General features: G+C 71.6%; 19 protein-coding genes. 11 read left to right on the top strand and 8 right to left on the bottom strand.

Going from position 1 to position 17389, the window contains the following annotated elements; all coding sequences use genetic code 11:
• Positions 1-23 precede the first annotated feature (23 nt).
• Complete coding sequence (locus tag OG975_RS24535) at positions 24-1268, bottom strand: amidohydrolase (RefSeq protein ID WP_406331497.1); 1245 nt, start codon at positions 1266-1268, stop codon at positions 24-26.
• Positions 1269-1286: 18 nt separating this feature from the next.
• Between OG975_RS24535 and OG975_RS24540 the strand changes: the two genes are divergently transcribed.
• Both OG975_RS24540 and OG975_RS24545 read left to right on the top strand, forming a co-directional pair.
• Positions 1287-1412, top strand: a complete 126-nt coding sequence (locus tag OG975_RS24540; RefSeq protein ID WP_406336795.1) for a hypothetical protein — start codon at positions 1287-1289, stop codon at positions 1410-1412.
• A gap of 175 nt (positions 1413-1587) precedes the next feature.
• Positions 1588-2931, top strand: a complete 1344-nt coding sequence (locus tag OG975_RS24545) for a helix-turn-helix domain-containing protein (RefSeq protein WP_406331499.1) — start codon at positions 1588-1590, stop codon at positions 2929-2931.
• A gap of 221 nt (positions 2932-3152) precedes the next feature.
• Here the strand turns inward: OG975_RS24545 and OG975_RS24550 are convergent, their stop codons facing one another.
• Both OG975_RS24550 and OG975_RS24555 read right to left on the bottom strand, forming a co-directional pair.
• Positions 3153-3839, bottom strand: a complete 687-nt coding sequence (locus OG975_RS24550) for a L,D-transpeptidase (RefSeq protein WP_406331500.1) — start codon at positions 3837-3839, stop codon at positions 3153-3155.
• A complete protein-coding gene (locus OG975_RS24555) occupies positions 3829-4350 on the bottom strand; it encodes a SigE family RNA polymerase sigma factor (RefSeq protein WP_327430199.1) in 522 nt (173 codons plus the stop codon). The genes OG975_RS24550 and OG975_RS24555 overlap by 11 nt, the downstream gene beginning before the upstream one ends.
• 111 nt (positions 4351-4461) lie before the next feature.
• On the opposite strand from OG975_RS24555, the gene OG975_RS24560 reads away from it, so the two are divergent.
• The 7 genes from OG975_RS24560 to OG975_RS24590 all read left to right on the top strand — a co-directional run bounded on the left by OG975_RS24560 (position 4462) and on the right by OG975_RS24590 (position 11619).
• Positions 4462-5478, top strand: coding sequence for a L,D-transpeptidase (locus OG975_RS24560; protein WP_406331501.1), 1017 nt, complete (start codon positions 4462-4464; stop codon positions 5476-5478).
• Positions 5479-5638: 160 nt separating this feature from the next.
• Positions 5639-6247 (top strand): hypothetical protein, encoded by a 609-nt coding sequence (locus OG975_RS24565; RefSeq protein ID WP_406331502.1) that lies wholly within the window; start codon positions 5639-5641, stop codon positions 6245-6247.
• Positions 6248-6393: 146 nt separating this feature from the next.
• A complete protein-coding gene (locus tag OG975_RS24570; RefSeq protein ID WP_406336439.1) occupies positions 6394-6945 on the top strand; it encodes a SigE family RNA polymerase sigma factor in 552 nt (183 codons plus the stop codon).
• Positions 6942-7691: a hypothetical protein gene (locus tag OG975_RS24575; RefSeq protein WP_406331503.1), complete on the top strand. Its 750-nt coding sequence runs from the start codon at positions 6942-6944 to the stop codon at positions 7689-7691. The genes OG975_RS24570 and OG975_RS24575 overlap by 4 nt, the downstream gene beginning before the upstream one ends.
• Positions 7688-9415: a transglycosylase domain-containing protein gene (locus OG975_RS24580; RefSeq protein WP_406331504.1), complete on the top strand. Its 1728-nt coding sequence runs from the start codon at positions 7688-7690 to the stop codon at positions 9413-9415. Before OG975_RS24575 ends, OG975_RS24580 begins: the two co-directional genes overlap by 4 nt.
• Positions 9416-9497: 82 nt before the next feature.
• Positions 9498-9719 carry a hypothetical protein gene (locus OG975_RS24585; RefSeq protein WP_327430204.1) on the top strand — a complete coding sequence of 74 codons (222 nt, stop codon included), beginning with the start codon at positions 9498-9500 and terminating at the stop codon, positions 9717-9719.
• A 61-nt stretch (positions 9720-9780) separates the two neighbouring features.
• Positions 9781-11619 (top strand): alkyl/aryl-sulfatase, encoded by a 1839-nt coding sequence (locus OG975_RS24590; protein WP_406331505.1) that lies wholly within the window; start codon positions 9781-9783, stop codon positions 11617-11619.
• Positions 11620-11674: 55 nt separating this feature from the next.
• On the opposite strand, the gene OG975_RS24595 is transcribed toward OG975_RS24590, so the two are convergent.
• The 3 genes from OG975_RS24595 to OG975_RS24605 form a co-directional block, all read right to left on the bottom strand.
• Positions 11675-12409, bottom strand: a complete 735-nt coding sequence (locus tag OG975_RS24595; RefSeq protein ID WP_406331506.1) for a TIGR03943 family putative permease subunit — start codon at positions 12407-12409, stop codon at positions 11675-11677.
• Entirely contained in the window at positions 12406-13458 is a 1053-nt protein-coding gene (locus tag OG975_RS24600; RefSeq protein ID WP_406331507.1) for a permease, read from the bottom strand. The genes OG975_RS24595 and OG975_RS24600 overlap by 4 nt, the downstream gene beginning before the upstream one ends.
• A 419-nt stretch (positions 13459-13877) precedes the next feature.
• Positions 13878-14705: a hypothetical protein gene (locus OG975_RS24605; RefSeq protein ID WP_406331508.1), complete on the bottom strand. Its 828-nt coding sequence runs from the start codon at positions 14703-14705 to the stop codon at positions 13878-13880.
• Between the two features lie 165 nt (positions 14706-14870).
• On the opposite strand from OG975_RS24605, the gene OG975_RS24610 reads away from it, so the two are divergent.
• Positions 14871-15209 carry a MerR family transcriptional regulator gene (locus OG975_RS24610; RefSeq protein WP_406331509.1) on the top strand — a complete coding sequence of 113 codons (339 nt, stop codon included), beginning with the start codon at positions 14871-14873 and terminating at the stop codon, positions 15207-15209.
• Positions 15210-15479: 270 nt separating this feature from the next.
• The gene (locus OG975_RS24615) at positions 15480-15683 is read left to right on the top strand and encodes a cold-shock protein (RefSeq protein WP_010986199.1); all 204 of its coding nucleotides are present in this window, start codon (positions 15480-15482) and stop codon (positions 15681-15683) included.
• 235 nt (positions 15684-15918) lie between these two features.
• Here the strand turns inward: OG975_RS24615 and OG975_RS24620 are convergent, their stop codons facing one another.
• Together OG975_RS24620 and OG975_RS24625 are read right to left on the bottom strand one after the other, a co-directional pair.
• A complete protein-coding gene (locus tag OG975_RS24620) occupies positions 15919-16338 on the bottom strand; it encodes an ATP-binding protein (protein WP_369260719.1) in 420 nt (139 codons plus the stop codon).
• Between the two features lie 461 nt (positions 16339-16799).
• Positions 16800-17264, bottom strand: a complete 465-nt coding sequence (locus OG975_RS24625; RefSeq protein WP_406331510.1) for a cupin domain-containing protein — start codon at positions 17262-17264, stop codon at positions 16800-16802.
• Between the last annotated feature and the right edge of the window lie 125 nt (positions 17265-17389).

Here is a 17389-nt window from a genome sequence, read left to right on the forward strand (position 1 = left end):
GTGGCGAGTGAGCGAAGACTAGGTCACGCCACCGACAACGACGCCAGCGCCCCCGACACCAGCGTCCGCACACCCGGCGCGACCGTGCTCAGGTCGGGGGCGAAGAGCGGGCTGTGGTTGCTGGGCACGGCCGCGATCTTCCGCAGGACGTCGTCGCCGCCGGGGGCCGCGTTCCAGACGTCGGCCGGGGTGCTCGTCACGAACCAGTAGGAGTACGGCAGGCCGCCCTCCGCCAGCCGGGAGAAGTCCTCGCTGCCCATCGCCGGACCCGGGTCGAGGATCGTCCCGGCGCCGAAGACCTCACCGTGCACGGCGGCGATACGACGGTCGGTGTCGGGGTCGTTGACGGTCACCGGGAAGCTGCTGCCGACGGTCACCTCGGGCTCGCGCGGGCAGCCGGCCGCCAGGCACTCGCCCGCCGCGATACGCCGGATCGCGGCGATCATCCGCTCCCGCACCTCCTCCGACTGCGTACGGAGGTTGAGGGCGATGCGGGCCTCGGACGGGATGATGTTGTGCCGGGTGCCCGCCTCGATCCGCCCCACGGTCAGGACGGCGGAGTCGCGCGCGGCGACCTCCCGGCTGACGACGGTCTGCAGCCGGGTGACGATGTACGCCGCCGTCACCACGGGGTCGACTGTCGCCTCCGGCCGCGAACCGTGCCCGCCGCGCCCGTGCACGACGATGTCGATGTCGGTGGCGGCGGACATGATCAGCCCCGGGGAGTGCGCGTACAGCCCGGCGGGGCCGGGCGCCGCGTGCTGGGCGAGCAGTACATCGGGCCGCGGAAACCGCTCGTACAGCCCGTCGGCGACCATCCGCGCCGCGCCCTCGCCCGTCTCCTCGGCGGGCTGCCCGAGCACGACCAGCGTGCCGGACCAGGTGTCGCGTCCCGCCGCGAGCGCGTCGGCGGCGCCCGTCAGCCAGGTGACGTGCAGGTCGTGACCGCAGGCGTGCATGACTCCGGCGGTCTCGGAGGCGTACGGCAGCCCGGTCTCCTCGGTGACGGGCAGCGCGTCCATGTCGGCGCGCAGGAGCACGGTGGGCCCGTCGCCGTTCCGCAGCACGCCCACGACTCCCGTGCCGCCCACGCCCTCGGCGGTCTCGTACCCGGCCTTCCGCAGCCGCTCCGCGAGGAGGGCCGCCGTCCGGTGTTCTTCCAGCGACAGCTCGGGATGGCGGTGCAGGTCCCGGTAGAAGTCCTCCAGGGCGGGGACCGGGAGGTCGGCGGTGATGTCCAGCGCGGTGCGGGCGGCGGAAGAGGTCACGGAGTCAGGGTAGGAGAAGTGCCGCCGAAAGACGCGGGGACCTGCGTGGCGGAGTGCGGCTCCGCCGCCCGGGCCGGGCCCGCGTTCGCCGCGGTGACCAGTGCCGCGACCGCGATGACGGCCGCACCGAACCCTCTGGAGTAGCGCGCGAAAATACGTCGGAGCACGGCGACCTCGCAACAACAGCGCAGTATTAAGCGGGCTTAATCCGTCGCTTAACGTAGGGGCTCCCGGCGCCAAAGGGCAAGAGGGCCCAGGGGAGTTGGACAATAGTCAGGAGTTGACCGAACGTAAGTCGACTTAATGGCATGCTTAATACATGGCGGAGCGTGACGGCCCGGAGATCATCGGGCGCAGGGTGCAACAGCTGCGTACGGAACGCGGGTTGACGCAGAAGCAGCTGGCGGAACCCGCGTACACGCCCGCGTACATCTCCACCCTGGAGGCCGGCCGGGTGCGGGCCTCCGAGCTCGCGCTGCGGCACATCGCCGACCGGCTCGGGATCGCCTACGAGGAGCTCGCCACCGGCCGCCCCGCCCACCTCGCCACCGACCTCCGGCTGCGCCTGACCGACGCGCAGCGCACGCTCGCCACCGGTGAGGCCGAGGTCGCCGCCGAGCAGTACACCGGGCTCCTCGCGGAGGCCGACGCGCACGGGCTGGTCGCCGAGCAGGCCGCCGCGCTGCTGGGGCTCGGTGAATGCGCCCTGGAGACGGGCGACCTGGCCACGGCACGTGAGCGGTTCGAGGAATCGGAGCGCAGGACCGGCGACGCACCGCTCCCGCAGCGCGTGCCCGCCGTGCGCGGACGGGCGGTCTCCCACTATCTCGCCGGTGAACTCCGTTACGCCTGCTACCTGTTCGAGTCCACGCTCGATGAGCTCAACCGGACAGGGCTGCACGATCCGGACGCCCTCCTGCTCCTCTACACGGGTGTCATAGCGCCCTACATGGACATGGGCGCGCACGCCCGGGCGGCCCAGGCGGCCGAGTTCGCGCTGGCCCTGGCCCCCCAGGTCGGGGACCCGGCGCTGGTCGCCCGCATGCACCGCTCGGTGGCGCGGACGATGATCGCCGAGGGGCGGATGGCCGAGGCCGATGCGTCCCTCGCCAAGGCCGCCGAGCTCTACCGCCAGCTCCAGATCCGTACCGAGCTCGCCAACTGTCACTGGATGCGCGGGTATCTGTACGCCCAGAACGGCGAACTGGAGCGGGCGGAGAGCGAGTTGCGCGAGGCCCAGGCCATGCTCTCCGCCAAGCGGGCCGCCCTCTACACCAGCCAGGTCGCCGTGGAACTGGCCGACGTGCTCCACCGGCGGGGGAAGTCCGACGAGGCCGCGGGGCTGCTGCACGAGGTGCTGGGCGACCTCAGCCCCGAGCGGGGGGCCATCCACTCGGCCGGGGCGCACCGGCTCCTCGGCATCATCGCGGAGGACGCGCGGGACACGGAGACGGCGGAGGAGCACTACGTACGGGCGATGAGTCTGCTGGAGCGGGCCGGGGCCGCGGGGGACCTCGCGGATCTGTGCCGCCTCCTCGGCGACCTGCTCCGTCGCACCGGCCGCATCGAGGCGGCCCTCGACGCCTACCGCACCGGCCTCGGCCACCGCACGGCCCCCGGCACCACCACCCTGGGCCCGGCCCCGGCCCAGCCTCCGCTCTGATTTCGCCCCCGCCGCCCCTACCCGTCCCATCCCCAGGGGCTCTGCCCCTTCGACCCCGGGATGCGTTGTGTGTCGTCTGCGGGTGGGTGGGGGCTGGTCCAAAAGATTGCGCAGTTCCCCGCGCCCCTAAAAAGGGGCGCGGGGAACTGCGCAATCTTTTAGGGGGGTCTGGGGGCGCAGCCCCCAGGGATGGGACGGGTAGGGGCGGCGGGGGCGAAAACCTAGCCGGTCGAGGCGCCCGCGCCCGCACCCGAACCGGCGGTAGCCGTAGGGACGGGTGAGGGTGCCGTTCCCTCGATGTCGATCAGGGAGCCGAGTTGCAGCTGCGCGTACAGCCACTTCGCGTCGGCCGTACGCAGGCCGATCCAACCGGTGGTGCGGTCGTAGTTGCCGGGAGCCTTCTCGTCGTAGGTGAGGCCGGCGATGTAGTTCGCCGTCCCGTCGGAGGTGCTGAACTCGATGACCCAGGGCACCTTGAGGTCGTACGCGACCTTGAAGCCGGCTTCGGTAGCGGGGAGCACCTTGGCGGGCTCCTTGGCGATGACCATCATCCGGCCCGTCCCCGTGGGCGCCCACTCGGAGCCGGAGGAGAGCGGCAGCTCGCGCCCCGCGACCGAGATGACACGCCGGGAGAGATCGACCGTGGCATCGGGCGTCGCCGGAAGACTCGGCGTACCGGTCGGGCTGGCGGCCGGCGACGGCCGCCGCTCCGTGTGACCGCCGCCGAGGTTCACCGCGACGACCAGGGCGAGCGCCACGGCGGCGGAGGCACCCGCCACGGCCACGCTCGTACGACGGCGCCGCCGACGACGTACCGCCCGGCCGCGGATCTCCGCACCGGACAGCACCGGGAGCGTTTCACCTTCGGCGGCCAACTCCCTGAGGCCCGAGGTGAGTTCATCGGACACGGCCGCCCTCCCTCTCCCCCTCGTCCGCGGAGTCCGTCGAGTCCACCGAGAGCACCCGCGCCAGCGCCGCCCGGCCACGGGACAGCCGGGCCTTGACCGTGCCGACGGGGGCACCGGTTTCGGAGGCTACCTGCTCGACACTCAGGTCGCACAGATGGTGCAGAACCAGGGCCATCCGCTGCGCCTCGGGCAGCGTGCGCAGCGCGGCCACCAGGGCGGTGCGCTCGGGGTCGGGGCCAGGCGTGTGCTCGGGCGGCGGAGTGCGCCGGACCAGCTCCAGCCAGCGGCGCGCACGACGCCAGCGGCTCACCGCGAGCCGCATCGCCACGGTCCGTATCCACGCCTCGGGCGCCCCGTCGGCGAGGAACTCCCGCCGCCGGTCCCAGGCGCGTACGAACGCCTCCTGGACGACGTCCTGCGCCTCGCCGTGGTCCCCGGTGAACGCGAAGAGCTGGCCGGTCAGCCGGGGGAACGCGGTCGCGTAGAACGCGTCGAACTCTTCCTCGGTCATGCCCCCCGCCGGAGTTTCCGGAATTTCCGCGGCCCGATGCAACCCGGCCGTCCGTGCCGTGCGTACAGGTCCCGTACGTCGCACATCGAAACACACCACAGGGGGATCGCGATGACCACGGGGACCGCGGGGAGCACAGGGAGTACGAGGAGTACGAGGCCAACAGAAGCCAGGCGGCGGCGGATCGGTCGCGCCTGGGGCGCGGCGGCCCTGTGCGCGCTCGCGCTGGCGGGCTGCTCGGCGCGGGCCGTGGCCGACGGGAGCGGGGGCACGAGCGCGGGGACCGGGGCGGACGCGGACGCGAAGCCGGCCGGCACCGTCACCCTCAACCCCTCACCGAAGCCCACGCCCAGCGCCACCCCCACCCCAACCCCCCTCAAGTCCCTGCGGGGCGCGCGCGTCAACATCGCCGAAGGGCAGACCGTGGGCGTCGGGATGCCCATATCCGTGACCTTCGACCACGTGATACCGGCCGCCGAACGGGTCGATGTGGAGCGGCAGTTGAAGGTCACCGCAGCTGATGTCGAGGGCTCATGGAGCTGGGTCGAGGACCGCAATCTCGGCGACGGGCAGCGCGTCGACTTCCGCCCGCGCGCGTACTGGAAGCCCGGCACGGCGGTCACCGTCCGGGCCGGTGCCGGAATCACTCGCCACTTCACGGTGGGCCGCTCCCTCGTCGCCACGGTCGATGTCCGTACACACACCATGACGGTTGAGAAGGCCGGTTCGACGCGCCGCGTGCCGATCACCGCGGGCGCCCCGGGCATGGACACCTGGAACGGCACGATGGTCGTCTCCGACAAGTCGGCCAAGGTCTTCATGGACTCGCGGACCGTCGGCTACGGCGACTCCTACGCGGGCTATTACTACTACGCCGTCCACCTCACCACCTCCGGCACCTACCTCCACCAGAACCCGAAGGCCAACACGTACGCCGGGCACCAGAACGTCACCCACGGCTGCGTCGGGCTCGCCACCGACGGCACGGCGAAGAGGTTCTACGACGAGGTCATCCCCGGCGACGTCGTCACGGTCGTCGGCTCCAAGGACACGGTGGCGGCCGGCAACGGGTACGGCGACTGGAACGTGAGCTGGGAGCAGTGGCAGGCGGGGAGCGCGCTGACATGACACCCGCGAGGAATTCCCGGCGAAGAATTTTCGGCCTCCGTGTCATCCGGGGTGCGAGCGCCGGGAGTTTGAAGGGGTGGAGAGGCGCCCTCCAGCCAGTTTCGGATGTCGTACAACGCGAGGAGTTGTCCGTTCAATGATCCGTTCCACGATCCGTTCCATGTCACGGAAGCGGAAGTACCTGGCCGCCACCGCGGTCGCCGTAGCACTGGTGGGGGCGCCCACGGTGTCGTACGCCGCCTCACCGGGGAAGGCGGCGCACGGCACCGACCGACAGGTCGTCCAGACCACGAAGTCAGCCGCCAAGTCAGTCGCCAAGTCGGCTGCCAAGAAGTCACCTTCGGCCCGAGTCGTCGCGCCCGGCGAGCATGTGAAGGTCCCGGGCGGCGCGGAGATCTGGCTCACGGAGGAGGGCAAGTACTGGACGACGCCCGAGTCTCCCGAGCCGCAGTTCCGCAGCGTGGTCGACGGGAACATCGACCTCACCCAGCCCGGTGTGTCGATGCAGACGGAAGGCGTGGACGGCCACTACTTCCTCTCCGGCCTCTACTACGGCGGCAAGGGCACCGCGTCCCGCGTCGAGGTGGAGACCAAGGCCGGGACCGTGCACGGCAAGCTCCTGGAGCTGGCGGGCAAGCCCGGCTGGGGCGTCTGGTACGCCACCGCCGAGGTGCCGGCCGGCGATGACAAGGGAGGCCTCGACTACTTCGACGCCGTCACCGTCTACACCACCCACGGCAAGGTCTACGCCCAGCTGAAGCTGAACTGACCGTGCGGGCGGGGGAGTCGGGTTGTTCAGGTCTCGACTCCCCCGCACCGCCCACCCCCACCCCCCACGTACCCGACCCCGAGGGACCGCCGGCCGTGCCGCACTACCCCACCGACGCCTCCCAAGTTCCCGCCGATCTCTCCGAAATCTCCGAAGTTCCTGTCGGCGCCTCCCAAGTCCCGGCCGACAACGGCGACTTCGCCGCGTACGCCACCGCGGCCTGGCCCCGCCTCGTGCGCACCGCGCACATGCTCACCGGTGACTTCCACGAGGCCGAGGATCTCGTCCAGACCACGCTGGCCAAGGTCTACGCACGCTGGCGGCGCATCCCGCGCGACGACGTCGACTTCTACGTACGCCGCTCGCTGGTCAACAACAACCTCAGCCGGGTGCGCAAGAGACGGGTCGCGCAGCTGCTGACGCCGTTCCTGCCCGAGCGGGTGCACCAGCGCGAGCCCGGGCACGCGGAGGCCGTCGAGCAGCGGGCGGCCCTGGACCAGGCGCTGGCCGCGCTGTCGGCGCGGCAGCGTGCCGTGATGGTGCTGCGCTACTGGGAGGACCTGAGCGAGGCCGAGATAGCGCAGTTGCTCGGCTGCTCGGTCGGCACGGTCAAGACGCATGCCCGGCGCGGCCTCGCGGCCCTGCGCGCCCACCCCTTGTTCGCCGGCCGACCCCCCGTTTCCGGAGCCCGCCCATGAACCACCTGTTCCGTTCCCCGCGCCCGCCGGCCGCTGAGGCCGAGCGGCTGCGCGAGGTGTTCACCGAGGCCGCGTACGACGTCACGCCCTCCGCGGTACCGCTGGCCGCCATCGAGCGCGACGGCCGCCGGCGGGGGCGGCGCCGCAGGACCGCCGTGCTGGGCGCCGCCTGCGGGGCGCTGCTGGTGCCGCTGGCGGTGGTGGTGGTGCTCCGCGACGGTACGGCCTCCGGGCCCGGCGAGCACGTGCGGCCGCCCGCCGCGAGCGCCGGCAGCACGAGCCCCTCGCCCTCGGCTTCCGCGCCCGCGGGGAAGGTGCGGGTCGTGACACCCGGCGAGCGGGTGCGGGTCGCGCCCGGCACCAAGATCTGGCTGACCGAGGACGGCAAGCACTGGCTGGAGCCGGGGGCGCCCGGCGCCCAGTTCCGCAGCGTCACGGACGGGAACCTCGACATGAGCAGCTCCGGCGTCAGCCTCCAGCAGTCGGGGGACGGGAAGAGCTACTTCCTCTCCGGCATCTTCCACGGCAAGGGCGAACCGGCGCGCGTCGAGGTCAAGACCGCCGCCGGCGACCGCGACGGCACCGCGCTCACGCTCGCGGGCAAGCCCGGCTGGGGTGTCTGGTACCTGGTGATGAAGGTGCCGGACTCCGTGACGTCCGCGGACAGCGTGCTCGGCATCACGAGGAGAGTCACGGTGTACGACTCGGCGGGCGGGGTGATCGCGAGCGAGGAGTTCGGGCAGTGAGGGCCGGGAGGAAGGACGGGAAGAAGGCGGCCGCGCAAGCCCCCGTGGGCACCCGACGTGCCCTCCACCGACGCGCCCTCGCCCGCCTGGCCCGCCACCTCCGCGCCCGCCGTGTCCGGGCCCGCCGCACCCGTGGCCGCCGGCTGCGGCGCGTGCTGGTCGCGCTGCTCGTCGTCCTGCTGACGCTCGTCGGCGCGGCCGTGGTGGCGTACAAGATGACGATCATCCCCGAGCCGCATCCGGAGACGGCGATGCAGAGCACCGTGTTCGTCGACGCGCACGGCGATTATCTGGGGCGGCGCGGGCCGGTCGACCGTCAGGAGGTGCCGCTCTCGCAGGTGCCGCGGCATGTGCAGGAGGCGGTGATTGCCGCGGAGAACCGTTCCTTCCGTACGGACAGCGGGATCTCGCCGAGCGCGATCGCCCGGGCGGCGTGGTCGACGGTGAGCGGGGGCGGCCGGCAGGGCGGTTCCACGATCACGCAGCAGTACGTGAAGAACGCGCTGCTCAGCCCGCAGCAGTCGTTGTCCCGCAAGGCGCGGGAGGCCCTGATCGCGATCAAGCTGGACCGGACGAGGTCGAAGGACGAGATCCTGGAGGGCTACCTCAACACGGTGTACTTCGGCCGGGGCGCGGCGGGCATCCAGGCGGCGGCACGCAACTACTTCGGCGTGGACGCGAAGGACCTGACCGTCAGCCAGGGAGCCGCTCTGGCCGCCATCGTCAACATCCCCTCGTACTACGAGAAGGCGGGCTCGGACGCGAAGGTGACGGCGAAGCTGACGGACCGGTGGGAGTGGGTGCTGGACGCGATGGCCGACAGCGGAGCCATCACAACGGCCCAGCGCACCGCGGCCCGCTTCCCGGCGTTCCGCTTCTATCCGCCCGGTGACACCGACGGCCAGCGCCAGTACCTGATCGACGTGGCCGCCGCGGAGGCCGCCGACCGGCTGGGCATCACCCAGGACGAGCTGGCCCGCGGCGGCTACACCGTGCGCACCACCTTCGACCTGACGGCCCAGGACGCGACGGCGGAGCTGGTGGCCGACCAGCCGGCCGAGAAGGACACCCAGCTCCACACGGCGGTGGTCGCGCTGGTCCCCGGAGACGGTGCGGTCCGGGTCCTGTACGGCGGCGCGGACTACGCCCGCCAGCCCTTCAACGACGCGCTGCACGGAGCGGTGGAGGCGGGCACGGCGCTCCTGCCGTTCACGGTGACGAAGCTCGGCGAGCCACTGACCACCCTGGGGAAGTCCGCCGCGCCCACCCCGCTCCGGCTGGCCTCGGCGTACGCCACGGCGGCGGCGAACGGCACCTACGCCCAGCCCTACACCGTCCGGAAGATCACCCGCGGGGGCCGCACCGTCTACACGGCCCACCCGGACACCCGCACCGCGATGGACCGGCGCGCCGTGGACGTGGCCGACAAGCTCGTGTACTCCGAGGGCGGCCCGCTGCCCACGTTCACCGGCAGTGCCGGCACGCGCACGCTCTGGCACACCACGTATGACGAACGACTCGCCGTCACGGTCGCCCTCTTTGCCCAGCACCCCGCCCACGGCAAGCACCCGGCCCGAACGGCCCAGCTCCCCGCCACCGTCTCCGATCTCGCCTCCCGCGTCACGGCGGACGTACGCGACAGACTGGCGCCGTCGTCCTGGGGGAAGTCCGGGGAGAACGTCCCGGTACCCGCGCCGACAGCCACAAAGCTGTCCGGCGGCTGAGAGCCATGAACCCCGAGTCGGAGCGGGATCGAGACCATCAGGCCCTACCGCCCGCCGGAATAGGGCCCATACTGGCTACACGATGTCGAAATCCTCCGCGCCCCGGCGCCACCTGCCCACCAGCCCCTTCGCTGCCCCGGTCATCCCCGTGGCCAAGGAGTTCAGCCTCGGAGACCGTGTCTCCCACGACCAGTACGGCCTGGGCACGATCGTCGGCGTCGAAGAGGGCATCGCGATGCTCGTCGACTTCGGCGCCCGCCAGGTCCGCGTCCTCAGCCCCTACACCCGGATGGACCGGCTCTGACCCACCCCTCGAACGGCTCACACCGCTAGCCGTCCCCCAGCCCGCCGCACAGGCTGGCCGTATGACTGCCCCGGCGCGTGATGACCTTCCCTTCGACGATCTCGCGGACTTCGAGAACGCCGATCGGGGGTTCATCGCGGCGTTGGTGCCGGGTGTCGTCAGGGACGAGGAGGGGCGGGTCGTCTACGACGGGGACGGGTACGCGTTTTTGGACGGTGAGTGTCCACAGACCGCGCATCCGAGTCTGTGGCGGCAGGCGCGGTTGTGTGCGCGGCAGGGGTTGTACGAGGTCACCGAGGGCGTCTATCAGGTTCGGGGGCTCGATCTCTCGAACATGACCGTCGTCGAGGGCAAGCACGGCGTGGTCGTCGTCGACCCGCTGATCTCCGCCGAGTGCGCGGCGGCCGCCCTCGCGCTGTACCGGGAGCACCGGGGACCGCGGCCCGTGACCGGGCTGATCTACACCCACTCGCACGTCGACCACTTCGGCGGGGCCCGCGGGGTGCTGCCGCACGGCAGTGAGGGCGGGCTGCCCGTGCTCGCCCCGGAGGGGTTCCTGGAGCACGCGGTCAGCGAGAACGTCCACGCGGGCAACGCCATGCTGCGGCGGGCCGCGTTCATGTACGGGCAGCACCTGCCGAAGGCGCCGGACGGGCAGATCGGCACCGGGCTCGGCACCATCACCTCCACCGGGAGCGTCGGCCTGATCGCGCCGACCGTGGACATCACCCGTACCGGGCAGGAGGAGACCGTCGACGGGGTGCGGTTCGTCTTCCAGCTGACGCCCGGCACCGAGGCACCCGCCGAGATGAACTTCCTGCTGCGCGACCAGCGCGCCCTGTGCGTCGCCGAGAACGCCAGCCACACCCTGCACAACCTGCTCACCCTGCGCGGCGCCCTGGTCCGCGACGCCCGCGTCTGGGCCCGCTACCTCGACGAGACGATCGACATCTTCGGCGATGCGTACGACGTCGCGTTCGCCTCCCACCACTGGCCCACCTGGGGGCGCGAGAACGTCGTCCGGTTCCTCGGCGAACAGCGGGACCTGTACGCCTACCTGCACGACCAGACCCTCCGCCTCCTCAACAACGGTCTCACCGGCCCCGAGATCGCCGAGGAGCTGCGCCTGCCGCCCGACCTGGAGAACTCCTGGCACGCGCGCGGCTACTACGGATCCGTGAGCCACAACGTCAAGGCCGTCTATCAGCGGTACATGGGGTGGTACGACGGCAATCCCGCCCACCTCTGGGAGCATCCGCCCGTCGAGCTCGCCCGGCGCTACGTCGAGCTGGCGGGCGGCACGGAGCAGGCGCTGGCGAAGGCCCGTACGTACGTCGACGGCGGCGATCTCCGTTTCGCCGCCACGCTCCTCAATCACGTCGTCTTCGCCGACCCGTCGAGCACCGCCGCCAAGGAAGCCCTCGCCGGCGTCTACGACCGGCTCGGGCACGGCGCCGAGAACGGCACCTGGCGCAACTTCTATCTGACGGCCGCCCTGGAACTGCGCGAGGGCCCGGCCGCCAGCGACATCGACACCGCCGGCTCCGAGATGGCGTCCGCGCTGACCGTGAGCATGCTCCTCGACTCGCTCGCCGTCCGCATCGACGGCCCGCGCGCCTGGAACGAGCACCTCACCCTCGACTTCATCGTCATCGACGAACAGCGCCGCCACCGCGTCAACCTCCACCACGGGGCACTCACCCATCGCAGCATGCCGGTCCACCACACACCGAAGCCGCACGCGGGACTGACGCTGATCCTCACCCGGCCCGAACTGCGCGGTCTGCTCGCCGGCCAGGGCCTCGCCGGCATCGAGACCGACGGCGACACGGAACTCCTGGCCCGCCTGCTGTCGTACGCCTCCGAGCCGGACAAGGCCTTCCCGGTCGTCACGCCGTAGCCACGGGGCGGGGCTAAGCGGGCGTGGGGGCGTGCCTGAATTTCCCCGGGGTCGCTCAGCGGCGCTCGTACGGGTTGTCGGGCTGCTTCACCGTCTTCACCGACGCGGCGTCCAGCACCGGCGGCCACGCCTCCTCCGAGCCCAGCTTCCCCTTGGGGTGCCAGGTGCCGGTGACGGTGACCCAGGTGTCGTTCACGGGGGCGTCGGCGCCCTTGATCCGGATCTTGTACGTGCTCGCGTCGGCCGCGCAGCACGTGATGAGCAGCCGGGCCAGGTACCAGGTGCCGTTGTCGCCCCGGGTGACGAAGCCGGTCATCCGGACGGTACGGCCCGAGAGTGACCTGCCGCTGTCGTAGATCGCGCGGGAGGTGAACTGGCCGAGGGTCAGCTCCACGGGGTTCCCGGAGGGAAGCGCCGGGAAGGTGCCCACGCCCTGGGCCGCGCGCTGGGCGGCTTCACGTTCGGCGCTGTACGAGCCGAGGGCCGGGGGCGGGAAGAGGAGCAGGGCGGCGGCGGGGACGGCGAGCAGCCAGGCGATGCGGGGGGTTCGGGTGTGGTCGTGGCCCTGGTCGCCCTGGTCGTCCTCGGGGGTGTGTTCATGGGCGTACGTCCTAGTCGTCGCGCGTACGGCGGCCAGGACGCCGAGCACGACCAGTACCACCCCGGACACGACCAGGTACATCCGTAGCCCCGCCTGCACATACCGCAGATACAGGTCGCTGAAGAGGGAGATCCGCAGCACCGCCGCCCCGCTCAGCAGGAGCAGCAGCGCGGCTCCGTACCGCCTCACAGGAGCCACCACCCGACCAGCGAACTGCTCACCAGAGCCACCACCCAGGTCACGGAGGAGAAGCGAGCCGCGAAGGCCTTGCCGAAGGTGCCGGCCTGGAGCGCGATCAGTTTGAGGTCGACCATCGGGCCGACGACCATGAACGCCAGCCGTGCTGTCGGTGAGAAGCCCGTCAGGGACGCGGCCACGAAGGCGTCGGCCTCGCTGCACACGCACAGCACGACGGCGAGGACGGCGAGCAGCAGCACCGACAGCCAGGCCGAGCCGGTGAAGACGTCGAGGACCGACCTGGGCACGACGATGTTGAACGTCGCCGCCGCCGCGGCCCCGAGCACCAGGAAACCGCCCGCGTGCAGGAAGTCGTGCTGGAGTCCGGCGCGGAAGCCGTCCCAGCGGGAGCCGGTGGACGGTGCGGAGCGGGCCGACGGGGGCCGGAGCCATTCGTCGCGCCCGAAGCGGACCCACAGCCAGCCCATCACGACGGCCGTCGCGAGGGAGGCGACGAGCCGGGCCAGCACCATCATCGGCTGCCCCGGGAAGGCGATCGACGTGGCGACCAGCACGACCGGGTTGATCGCGGGCGCGGAGAGAAGGAAGGCGAGGGCGGCGGCCGGGGCGACCCCGCGGCGCATCAGGCTCCCCGCGACGGGGACGGAGGCGCACTCGCAGCCGGGGAGTACGACTCCGGCCGCGCCCGCCACGGGGACCGCGAGTGCCGGGTTGCGGGGGAGGAGTCTGGTGAAGACGTGTTCGGGGACGAAGGCGCCGATCGCTGCGGAGACGAGGGTGCCGAGGAGGAGGAAGGGGATGCCCTGGACGGCGACGGCCGTGAAGACCGTCCACCAGGCCGCCATCGCGGGGGTGGCGATGTCGAGGGCGAAGGTGGGGCCGAGGACGGAGAGGGTGGTGGCGATCGCGATCAGTGCGAGGCCGCCGAGCAGGATGTGGACGAGGGCGCGGGCGGCGACGCGGATGCCGTCCGCCAGGCCGCGCCGGGGTGCCGGGTACTCCTGGTTCTCCACGCGCGCTCGTTCCCGCCCTTGTGCCATGGCTGTACGCGTCTGGAGGCTAGCCAGTGGGGCTGTGCGGGGGCCTGGAAACGTCGAAGAGGGGGCTGTGGGGGGTGCGTTTCCTCGCCCCGCCGCCCCTACCCGTCCCATCCCCAGGGGCTCTGCCCCTTCGACCCCGGGGGTTGTGTGTCGGCTGCGGGTGGGTGGGGGCGCGCCTAAAAGATTGCGCAGTTCCCCGCGCCCCTAAAAGAACCGGTGGCGGGCCGGGGGCGACGGGGCGCAGCCCCGAGCCGTCAGGGGCGCGGGGAACTGCGCGAGCAACCCCCACCGCCCCGCAGACGACGAACCACCCCCGTCTTTCAGGGGCGCGGGGAACTGCGCAATCTTTTGGGGGTCTGGGGGCGGAGCCCCCAGGGATGGGACGGGTAGGGGCGGCGGGGGCGAGGAAACGCCCGGTCTCAGCTCGGGGTCGGGGCCTGGGGCGGGGTCTTGCCTGACATGACGTCCTGGAGGCGTTGGGTGCCGGCCTCGACGGCCTGGACGGTGGAGTTGCCGTCGGAGCCGTTGAGGCCGCCGTTGGTGACGTAGATGGCGTTGTCGCCGACTCGTACGGCACCGATGTCCAGGGTCAGCGTCGAGGGGTTGCCGTCGAGTTCCCCGGTCATGGTCATCTGCAGCCCCACCCGGGCGTCACCCACGTCGGGCGGCGACGCCGAGACGACCTGGACGGTCTGCTTCCCGCCCTTGTTGTCGATGGCCGTGAACTGGTCGCACTTCGTCGGCAGCGTCTGCATCCACGCCAGCTTCGAGTCCAGCCCGGCCCGGTCGTACGCGGCGACCTGGTAACGCATCTGCCCTTCGTTGTCGCTGTCGTCGAAGCCGGTGACGGCCTGGGCCCCCTTCGGCGTACCCAGCAGATCCTCCGCGTACAGACCGTCGAGAAGCTGCTGGCAGTCGGCGGCGTCCCCCTTGTTCTCGACGAAGGCCGACGCGTCGACCTTGCTCTTGAGCAGCGCGTCCCGCCAGGTCGCCGCGCCCTCCGTCTCGGTCCACTGCGACCCCAGGTCGGCGTTGGTGATCAGCGCGCTCCGGGCCTGTGCCTCGGTGAGCGAGGGCGTGGCGGACGCGCTGGGTGACTTGGTGGGGGCCTCCTTGGCCAGGGCGGAGGCGGAGACCTCCGTATGGCCGGAACCGCTGTCCCCGCCCCCGCTCGAGCACGCGGCCGTCGACAGCAGCATGCCCGCGGTCAGGGCGGACGCGAGGAGACAGGACGACGAACGGTTCATGACGGAGGCCTCCCGAGGACGCGGTGTGTCCTCCCACGCCACCACCGGGCACGGTCGCCCACCAGCGCACGGAGCCGTCCGGGTGAGCGGGCCCGGCGCGCCGGGCCGTGTCCCGCGGCGGACGCCCGCCGCGGATCTGTTCGTGGATCTGTCAGAGTGGAGGTGATGCACCTGCCCCAGGGATCTTCAGCGAGTCCCAGCGACCGTTTCGAAGACGACGACTACCCCGCGTACACGATGGGCCGCGCCGCCGAGATGATCGGCGCCACCCCCGCGTTCCTGCGCGCCGTCGGCGAGGCGGGTCTGATCACCCCGCTGCGGTCCGAGGGCGGCCACCGCCGTTACTCCCGCCGCCAGCTGCGTGTCGCGGCCCGCGCCCGCGAACTGGTCGACCAGGGCACGCCGGTCGAGGCGGCCTGCCGCATCGTCACCCTGGAGGACCGCCTCGACGAGGCCCTGCGGCTCAACGCGGAACTGCGCGGGTCGGCGACGCAGGACGCCTGACTGCCCGCTCTGCGGGGGTGTCTGGCGGGCGTGGATATCTGTTGTGGCCAGTGCAGAATTTGGCTCGTGGCGCCGTCAGGTTTTTCTATTCCCCGGCGCGGGGTGAGATAGTGCGCCTCCTCCCGGGCTCGCATCGTGCTAGTGTCGTTATCAGTTGCAGTTGTGGTTCCCAAAGTTTTTCCGGTGCATTTTCCGGACGGGGCAATCATTGCGGCGACGTGAGTCCACACAGTGTGGGCTCTCGAGCTTTGCCCCGAAGGAGATTTGATTATGGCTACTGGCACCGTGAAGTGGTTCAACGCGGAAAAGGGCTTCGGCTTCATCGAGCAGGACGGCGGCGGCGCCGACGTCTTCGCTCACTACTCGAACATCGCCACCCAGGGCTTCCGTGAGCTCCAGGAAGGCCAGAAGGTGACGTTCGACGTCACGCAGGGCCAGAAGGGCCCGCAGGCGGAGAACATCGTCCCCGCCTAGTCCGGGACCGCTGACGCCTGACTTCTGAGTCGGTTGATGCATACAGGTGGCCGGGGCCAGCACCGCGAGGTGCGGCCCCGGCCATCTGCTTTTCCCAACGGTTCCGGCTTCTCCGACGGCTGCTCCGTCTGTTCCGAATGAATTCCCGGGAAATTTCTCGGACGCGCGCCGAGCGCGCGGTTCTACCCGCGTTCCAGTCCCGCGAAACTCAAGACCTCACCCGGTGAACGGGCGGTCACACCGCCAGCACCGCACGGACCGTCTTGCCGCCGAAGCCCGTGCTGACGACCTCCAGGCTGTGGGCGAGTTCCTGGACCATCGCGAGCCCGCGCCCGCTCTCCGAGTCCGTGTCCAGCGGGCCGACACGCGGGCGCCCCGGGCTGTCGTCGTGGACCTCGACGGTCACCTGCCCGTGCCCCAGCTGCAGCCGCAGCCGACAACCGGTGCGGCCGTGCCGTACGGCGTTGGCGACCAGTTCTGAGGCGATCAGCGTGGCGTCGTCGACCTGGTCGGCGGTCGGTGCTGCCATCCGTGGCCGCGGCCGGGTGAGAAACGCCGACGTCAACCTGCGGGCCCTGCCCGCCGAGACGGCCGCGCGCGGCAGTGTGTACTCCACGCGGGCGGTCGGCCGGACGGCGCGCTGGTGCGCACGCATGACGGACACCTCTCTTCCCCTCCCAGGACAACCAGCACCCGACGGCTCCATCCCCGCCGGCCGGGACCCGCACGACACGCTGCGCGGCCGGTCCTGCCTTCGGGTGATGCCCGCCTCTGCTGATCCGCAACCAGGGCCGTACGTCACAAAGCCGCTAAGGGGTACGGGGGTGGGGGTGGTGATGCGGGTGAGTGCTTTGGCCGCGGGCTGGTGGGGGCTGGTCGCGCAGTTCCCCGCGCCCCTGAAGGCGCGGGGCTTCGCCCCGCGATACCCCGCCCGCCCTGGTTCGTCGGCTGCGGGCCGGTGGGGGTTGCTCGCGCCCACGCGGCGGAGCCGCATATCGACACAGCCCCGCGCCCCTTTAGGGGCGCGGGGAACTGCGCAATCTTTTAGGGGGGTCTGGGGGCGCAGCCCCCAGGAACGGGATGGGACGGGTAGGGGCGGCGGGGGCGAGGAAACCTCTACGGACGACCCTCCAGGCGGAAGTCCTCGTAGTCGAAGCCGGGTGCCACGACGCAGCTGACCAGTACCTCCTGGTCCGTTGCAGGGCGGGCGGCCTGCCAGACTCCGCCGGGTACGAGGGCCTGGGGGCGCTCGCCGTCCTCGACGGCGGGGCCGAGGCGGACGACCGTCGGTTCGGGGTCGGGCCTGTCGCCGTCGCCGCCGAGGACGAGTTCCAGGGGGCCGCCGCGGTGCCAGAGCCAGAGTTCTTCGGAGCGCACCGTGTGCCACGCGGACGTGTCTCCGGGGGCGAGCAGGAAGTAGATGCCGGTCGCGGCGGCACGGGGGCCGGGGTAGCCGTCGGGCCGGAAGGTCTGCTCCGCGCGCCATGTCTCGACGAACCAGCCGCCTTCGGGGTGCGGCCGCATGCCGAGAGCGGTGGCTGTCGCCGGTATGCCGGACGTCTCGGAGGAGGGAGAGGTCATCACATGCCCTTGCTGGGAGTGGGGTGGGAGTGGGAGCCGTCGGAGTCGGAGTCGGTGTTCGGCTCACTCCTCTTAGGGCAATCTCTGGCCCCGGGTCAACGCCCCGTAGCCGTACGGGACGATCC

The organism is Streptomyces sp. NBC_00203 (assembly GCF_045206325.1).
GTDB lineage: Bacteria > Actinomycetota > Actinomycetes > Streptomycetales > Streptomycetaceae > Streptomyces > Streptomyces lutosisoli.

Coding starts and splice junctions, on each gene's coding strand:
- OG975_RS24545 (WP_406331499.1), top strand. CDS start 1,588: ATGGCGGAGCGTGACGGCCCGGAGATCATCGGGCGCAGGGTGCAACAG.
- OG975_RS24555 (WP_327430199.1), bottom strand. CDS start 4,350: ATGACCGAGGAAGAGTTCGACGCGTTCTACGCGACCGCGTTCCCCCGG.
- OG975_RS24560 (WP_406331501.1), top strand. CDS start 4,462: ATGACCACGGGGACCGCGGGGAGCACAGGGAGTACGAGGAGTACGAGG.
- OG975_RS24565 (WP_406331502.1), top strand. CDS start 5,639: ATGTCACGGAAGCGGAAGTACCTGGCCGCCACCGCGGTCGCCGTAGCA.
- OG975_RS24575 (WP_406331503.1), top strand. CDS start 6,942: ATGAACCACCTGTTCCGTTCCCCGCGCCCGCCGGCCGCTGAGGCCGAG.
- OG975_RS24585 (WP_327430204.1), top strand. CDS start 9,498: ATGTCGAAATCCTCCGCGCCCCGGCGCCACCTGCCCACCAGCCCCTTC.
- OG975_RS24590 (WP_406331505.1), top strand. CDS start 9,781: ATGACTGCCCCGGCGCGTGATGACCTTCCCTTCGACGATCTCGCGGAC.
- OG975_RS24600 (WP_406331507.1), bottom strand. CDS start 13,458: ATGGCACAAGGGCGGGAACGAGCGCGCGTGGAGAACCAGGAGTACCCG.
- OG975_RS24605 (WP_406331508.1), bottom strand. CDS start 14,705: ATGAACCGTTCGTCGTCCTGTCTCCTCGCGTCCGCCCTGACCGCGGGC.
- OG975_RS24610 (WP_406331509.1), top strand. CDS start 14,871: ATGCACCTGCCCCAGGGATCTTCAGCGAGTCCCAGCGACCGTTTCGAA.
- OG975_RS24615 (WP_010986199.1), top strand. CDS start 15,480: ATGGCTACTGGCACCGTGAAGTGGTTCAACGCGGAAAAGGGCTTCGGC.
- OG975_RS24620 (WP_369260719.1), bottom strand. CDS start 16,338: ATGCGTGCGCACCAGCGCGCCGTCCGGCCGACCGCCCGCGTGGAGTAC.
- OG975_RS24625 (WP_406331510.1), bottom strand. CDS start 17,264: ATGACCTCTCCCTCCTCCGAGACGTCCGGCATACCGGCGACAGCCACC.